At 71.5% G+C, this 6,170-nt stretch carries 4 protein-coding genes; 1 reads left to right on the top strand and 3 read right to left on the bottom strand.

Annotated elements, in window-relative coordinates:
• The first annotated feature begins 123 nt into the window (after nucleotides 1-123).
• The gene (gene ybaL, locus OGL92_RS18505; protein WP_263146398.1) at nucleotides 124-1,872 is read left to right on the top strand and encodes a YbaL family putative K(+) efflux transporter; all 1,749 of its coding nucleotides are present in this window, start codon (nucleotides 124-126) and stop codon (nucleotides 1,870-1,872) included.
• A 77-nt stretch (nucleotides 1,873-1,949) separates the two neighbouring features.
• Here ybaL and OGL92_RS18510 read toward each other — a convergent pair whose 3' ends face one another.
• From OGL92_RS18510 to OGL92_RS18520, 3 genes are all read right to left on the bottom strand, one after another.
• Nucleotides 1,950-2,438: a copper chaperone PCu(A)C gene (locus tag OGL92_RS18510; RefSeq protein ID WP_263146399.1), complete on the bottom strand. Its 489-nt coding sequence runs from the start codon at nucleotides 2,436-2,438 to the stop codon at nucleotides 1,950-1,952.
• Between the two features lie 73 nt (nucleotides 2,439-2,511).
• A complete protein-coding gene (locus OGL92_RS18515; RefSeq protein WP_263146401.1) occupies nucleotides 2,512-3,915 on the bottom strand; it encodes a PepSY domain-containing protein in 1,404 nt (467 codons plus the stop codon).
• A gap of 56 nt (nucleotides 3,916-3,971) precedes the next feature.
• Nucleotides 3,972-6,107: a TonB-dependent copper receptor gene (locus OGL92_RS18520; RefSeq protein ID WP_263146403.1), complete on the bottom strand. Its 2,136-nt coding sequence runs from the start codon at nucleotides 6,105-6,107 to the stop codon at nucleotides 3,972-3,974.
• Nucleotides 6,108-6,170 lie beyond the last annotated feature (63 nt).

Consider the following 6,170-nt stretch of genomic DNA (forward strand, 5'->3'; position numbering starts at 1 on the left):
GCGTGTGACCGCATTCGCCACGGGCCCGCCCGTGATCCACCTTCGAACGTTTTCCGCTCCGGGACGGCCAAACGCCTCAGAGCCGTGTCAGCGTTCCCAGCGTGCACCGGAAGGAGCCCCGCCATGCCCCACCACACCCCGCTCATCGCCACACTTGCCGTAGGCCTGGTGCTGGCCTTCGTTTTCGGCACCCTGGCCGCTCGTTTACGTTTACCGCCCCTGGCCGGCTACCTGCTCGCCGGGGTGATCTGCGGTCCCTTCACCCCCGGTTTCGTCGCCGACCAAAGCCTCTCGGTGGAAATCTCCGAGATCGGCGTGATCCTGCTGATGTTCGGCGTCGGCCTGCACTTTTCCCTGAAGGACCTGATGGCGGTGAAGTTCATCGCCATCCCCGGCGCCATCGTGCAGATCGCCGTCGCCACCCTGCTGGGCATGGGCCTGGCCTGGTGGATGGACTGGTCCCTGGGCGCCGGCCTGGTGTTCGGCCTGGCGCTGTCGGTGGCCAGCACCGTGGTGCTGCTGCGCGCCTTGGAGGAACGCCACCTGATGGACAGCAAGCGCGGGCGGATCGCCGTCGGCTGGCTGATCGTCGAGGACCTGGTGATGGTCCTGGCGCTGGTGCTGCTGCCGGCGCTGTCCGGCATGCTCGGCGGCAAGGCCGAGGAAGGCGCCGACGGCAACCTGGCCTTCGACCTGCTGCTGACCCTCGGCAAGGTCACCGCCTTCATCGTGCTGATGCTGGTGGTCGGGCGCCGCGTGGTGCCCTGGCTGCTGGCCAAGGTCGCCGGCACCGGTTCGCGGGAGCTGTTCACCCTGGCGGTGCTGGCGATCGCCATGGGCATCGCCTTCGGTTCGGCGAAGCTGTTCGACGTGTCCTTCGCCCTCGGCGCCTTCTTCGCCGGCATGGTGCTCAACGAATCGGAACTGAGCCACGAAGCGGCGGAAAACTCGCTGCCGCTGCGCGACGCCTTCGCCGTGCTGTTCTTCGTCTCGGTGGGCATGCTGTTCAACCCGGCGATCCTGGTCCAGCACCCCTGGCCGGTGCTCGGCACCTTCCTGGTGATCATCGTCGGCAAGTCGATCGCCGCCACCCTGATCGTGCTGGTCTTCCGCCACCCGCTGTCCACCGCGCTGACCATTTCCGCCAGCCTGGCGCAGATCGGCGAGTTCTCCTTCATCCTCGCCAGCCTGGGCGTCGGCCTGGAGTTGCTGCCGGAGGAAGGCCGCGACCTGATCCTCGCCGGGGCGATCCTGTCGATCATGGTCAACCCGCTGCTGTTCCTCGCCATCGACCGCCTGCAACCCTGGCTGGAGCGGCGCGAGGGCCATCGCCTGAAGGGCGGCACCCACCATGCCGCCGACGTCGACGAGCCGCCGCCGATCACCGAGCGCGACCACGCGATCCTGATCGGCCACGGCCGGGTCGGCCGGCTGGTCAGCAACCGCCTGCGCGAGCTGGGCATCCCCCTGGTGGTGATCGAGGACGGGCGCGACCAAATCGCCGACCTGCGCGAGAGCGGCTTCAGCGCGGTGCTCGGCAACGCCGCCAAGCAGGACGTGCTGGAGCGCGCCCAGGTGAAGCAGGCGCGCTGGCTGTTGATCGCCATCCCCAACGGCTTCGAGGCCGGCGAGATCGCCCAGTACGCCCGCAGCGTCAACCCCGGCCTGGAAATCATGGCGCGGGCGCACTTCGACGCCGAGGTGGATCACTTGCAGCACCGCGGCGCCGACCTGGTGATCATGGGCGAGCGGGAAATCGCCCGCAGCATGATCGCCCACATCACCGACGACATCGACCCCCACGCCCGCACCGACGGCGCGCCGGACGGCCAGCCGGACAACGAGCCCGACGGCCACCCGAACGCCGCCTGAGGGCCCGGCGCCCGCCGGGATGCGCGGCCCGGCGACGTCCTCGCGCACGTCGCCGGCACCCGCTGCCCGGGTGCCCGCTACTGCATGTGTTGCATGTGCTCCATGGGCTTGCCGGCGGCGGGCGGCGCGTCCTGCTGCACCGCGATGTCCACCGCCAGGTCGCCGGCCTGCTGGAAGTGCAGGGTCAGGGGGAATCGCTCGCCCGCCACCAGCGGCTGCTTCAGACCCAGCAGCATCAGGTGGTAGCCACCCGGCTCCACCGCCAGTTGGCCGCCGGCGGGAATCTCCACCCCGCCCTCGACCCGCTGCATCTTCATCAGGCCGTTCTCGTGGCGGTGCTCGTGGATTTCCACCTTGTCCGCCCGCGCGGTGTCGGCGCCGAGCAGGCGGTCGGGCTGCGTGCCGTTGTTGTGCACCACCAGGTAGGCGGCGCCGTTGGGCACGCCAGCGGGCAGGGCGCGCGCCCAGGGATGATCGATGTGCAACGCACCGGCCTGGTACTCGTGGGCCTGGACGGCGGCGGACAGCGACAGCAGGGTGGCGAGGCTCAGCAAGGTCTTGCGCATGGCGGTGACTCCTGGGGCGGGAAAGGACGGAAAAAGGCGGCCGGGACGGCCGTGGGTCGACAAGGGAAACGGCTCAGGCACGTTCGGCCACCTCGCGGCGCGCGGCCAGACGCGACAGCAGCAGGCGGTCGAGCACCCACACCAGCAGCAGCGACAGGCCCACCAGCGGAAAGGCCAGGCCGAGGATCGCCAGGATGAGCACCGCGCCCTTCCACAGCGGCAGCGCGTGGGGCAGCGGCGGCGCGCCGAAGCGGCCCGCCGGGCGGCGCTTCCACCACATCACCAGGCCACTGAGCGAGCCGAGCAGGATGCACAGGCAGACCAGCAGCATCAGCACCTGGTTGGCCAGGCCGAACAGCTTGCCCTCGTGGAGCATCACCCCGGTCTCGACGCTGCGCGCCACCAGCCCGTAGTCGGCCCAGCGCACGTCGGCCAGCACCCGGCCGCTGTATCGGTCGAGGTGCAGGGTGGCGTCGTCGCGCGGGTCGTCGGCGAATACCGAGACCGTGTACACCCCTTCCGGGCCATTGGGCAGGGTGATGCTATAGCCCGGAACCACCCCGGCGGCGTTCGCGCTGTCCACCACCCGTTGCAGGCCCACCGACGGCGGCCGCTCGGCGGGGGCGTCATGGGCCGCATGCCCGGCCCCGTGACCGGCGTGCTGCCCATGGGCGGCGTGGCTGTCCGAGGCCGGCAACGGCGTGTCCTCCACCGCCCAGGGCACGGTCTGCGCGGACGCCCGGTTGAGGCTGCCGGCCACCAGGCCGGACTTCGGCACCGCGTCCCACATGGCCGCGGGGAAGTGGTTCCAGGCCCCGGAGAAGGCCTTGCCCCAGAAGCCGGTCCAGGTCATACCGCTGAGCAGCATGAACAGCAGCAGTAGCGAGCCCCAGAACCCCAGGACGGCGTGCAGGTCGCGCCAGAACAGCCGTCCGCGGGCGCTCAGCCGGGGCCAGAGCACGCCGCGCCAGGCACGCCCGCGCGGCCACCAGAGGTACAGCCCGGAGACCACCAGCACGATGCCCCAGCCCGCCGCCAGCTCGATCAGCCGGTCGCCAGGGGTGCCGAGCATCAGCTCGCCGTGCAGCGCGCGGGCCACCGCCTGCAGGTTGTAGCGGGCGTCCTGACTGCCCAGCAGCGCACCGCCGTAGGGGTCGAGGAACAGGCTGAGCTCGCGGCCGTTCTCCGCGACGACGAACTCGGCGCTGCGGTCCGCCGCCACCGGCGGCAAGTACTTGCTCACCTGGGCCTGCGGGCGCAGTTCGCCGACCCGCGCCAGCAGGGCATCGGCGGACAACGGAGCGCCGGCCGGGATGACCCGGCGCAGGTCGCCGTCGAGGGCCAGGTCGAGTTGCGGCTTGAACAGGTAGACGATGCCGGTCAGCGCCAGCAGGATCATGAAGGGCGCCACGAACAGCCCGGCGTAGAAGTGCCAGCGCCAGGCCAGGCCGTAGAAGGAAACGCGGGTATCGCTCATCGGTGAAACTCCTTGGGACGGGGCCCGGGCGCGTGCGCCGCGGGCCCCCGCCCGCGTCAGAAACTGAAATCGACCTTGGTCCACAGGGTGCGGCCCGGCTCGGCGATCGCCTGGGCGACCTCCGCCGGGTAGCCGAAGCCCGCGTCGCCGGCGAGGTTCAGGTGCTCGGCGTAAGCCTTGTCGAGCAGGTTATCGACCCCGGCGCTGAGCCTGAGGTTGCGCGTCAGCCGGTAGGAACCGTTGAGGGCGAACACGCCGAAGCCGGCGCTGCCGGCGAAATCCTGGCCGACCACGTTGCCCTGGCCCTCGGCCACCCGGTGCTGCGCGGCCACCAGCCGCCACAGGGCGCCGGCGCTCCAGTCGTCGCGGACGTAGGTCAGGCCCAGGCGCGCCTCCAGCGGCGGGATCTGCGGCAGGGCACGGCCATCGCTGCGGTTCTGGCCCCAGGCATAGGCCAGGCTCGCCTCGCTTTTCCAGCGCGCATCCCAGTGGTAGGCCAGCCCCGCCTCGCCGCCGAAGGTGCGCGCGTCCACGTTGCGCGCCACCGAGGAAGGCCCCATGGCGCCGCCCGCGGTGTAGTCGAAGAGGATGAAGTCCTGCACCGTCGCGGCGTACAACGACGCCCAGCTTTCCAGGTGCTCACCTTGGTACTGCAGGCCGACGTCGAGCTGGGTGGTCTTTTCCGGGGCGACGCCCTCGAAGGCATTGGCCGCGCCGGGCGAGCCCTCCGGCGAGAACAGCTCCCAGTAGTCGGGGAAGCGCTGGGTGTGGCCGAGGCCGGCGTACCAGGTGGCCGGGTAGTCCAGCAGGTCGTGCTCGTAGCGCAGGAAGCCGCCGGGCAGGGTGTCGCGGCGGGTTTCGTCGGCGCTGGGGTTAGCCCGCGCCATCATTCCGGAGCCGCTGAGCGGGCGGTAGTCCTTGGCCGCGGTGCGATCCAGCCGCGCGCCGCCGATCAGCCGGTCGCGCTCGGCGGCGTACCAGGTCAACTCGCCGAAGGCGCCGTAGGTGTGGAAGGCGGCGTCCTTGTTCCAGGGCACCTGGTCATAGGTGCCCTCCCCCATGCCCATGCGCTTGCGGTGCGTGTTGGCCTGGCCATCGACACCGGCGACCAGTTGCAGGTCGTCCCAGCGCCAGGTGGCGGCGAGGCGCCCGCCGAGGGTGCGGCGGTCGACGTTGGACGCCATCGGCCCGGCCATCATGCCGTGGCCGGAAGGCCGGCGCAGGCTGTAGTTGTCCATCACGTGGTCGGCGTAGTTGTAGTAGAGCCGCGCCTCGAGCTTCTCCAGGGTCTCGCCGAGGTTGTCGCGCTCGACCCGCAGGCCGAGGCTCTCGCGCTGGAACTGCGCGCCGTCCATGCCGCGCCCGGCATAGCGCGCCTCGCCGTCGCCGCGCCCGGCGCTCAGCTCGACCAGGGTGTCCGGGTCCGGGGTCCAGCCGAGGGCGACGTCGCCGTTCCACTTGCGCCAGCGCGACGGCACCCTGTCGCCGTGGCCATCCTGGTAGTCGTCCGCGCGGGCGTGGTTGCCGACGAAGCGCAGGTAGCCGTCGGGGTCGCCGACGGCGGCGTCCAGGCGCTTGTCCAGGCGCCCGTCGGAACCCGCCAGGAGGCTGCCGTCGACCCGGCTGCCGAGCGCGCCGAAGCGCTCCGGCTCGCGCTCGAAGAGCACCGTGCCGGCCGAACCCATGGGGCCCCAGAGCACGCTCTGCGGGCCCTTGATCACCGTCAGCCGGTCATAGGTCTCGGGGGCGATGTAGGAGGTCGGCGCGTCCATCCGCCCGGGGCAGGCGCCGAGCATCTGGCCGCCGTTGGCGAGGATGTTCAGCCGCGAGCCGAACATCCCGCGCAGCACCGGGTCGCCGTTGCTGCCGCCGTTGCGGATGACGGCGAAACCGGGGAAGGTCTTCAGGTAGTCCGCGCCGTCGCTGGCCGGAACCGGCTGGCGCGGCGCCTTCGGGTCAGTGACCAGGGTCAGCGGCGAACGCGGCGCCACGGCGGTGACCACCGTGGCCGGCAAGTCGCGCTCGGGGCCGGCCGCCGCGGGCGCCTCGGCGGCCTGGAGCATGGGCACGACGCCGAGCGCGCCGCCGGCGGCCAGGGCCTGGAGGCCGCGCAGGCAGGTCGCCCGGGCGAGCGGGGAAAGACGGAACGGGCGGGCGACCGGCGGCCGCCCGTGGGCAGGAAATGAAAACATGAGCATTCCATGATCGAAAGGGTGCGGGGCCACCGCTGCCCATGCGGTCACGCCGAAGCGCGC

Source organism: Pseudomonas sp. RIT-PI-AD (genome assembly GCF_025642785.1).
In the GTDB taxonomy this organism is placed as follows: domain Bacteria; phylum Pseudomonadota; class Gammaproteobacteria; order Pseudomonadales; family Pseudomonadaceae; genus Pseudomonas_T.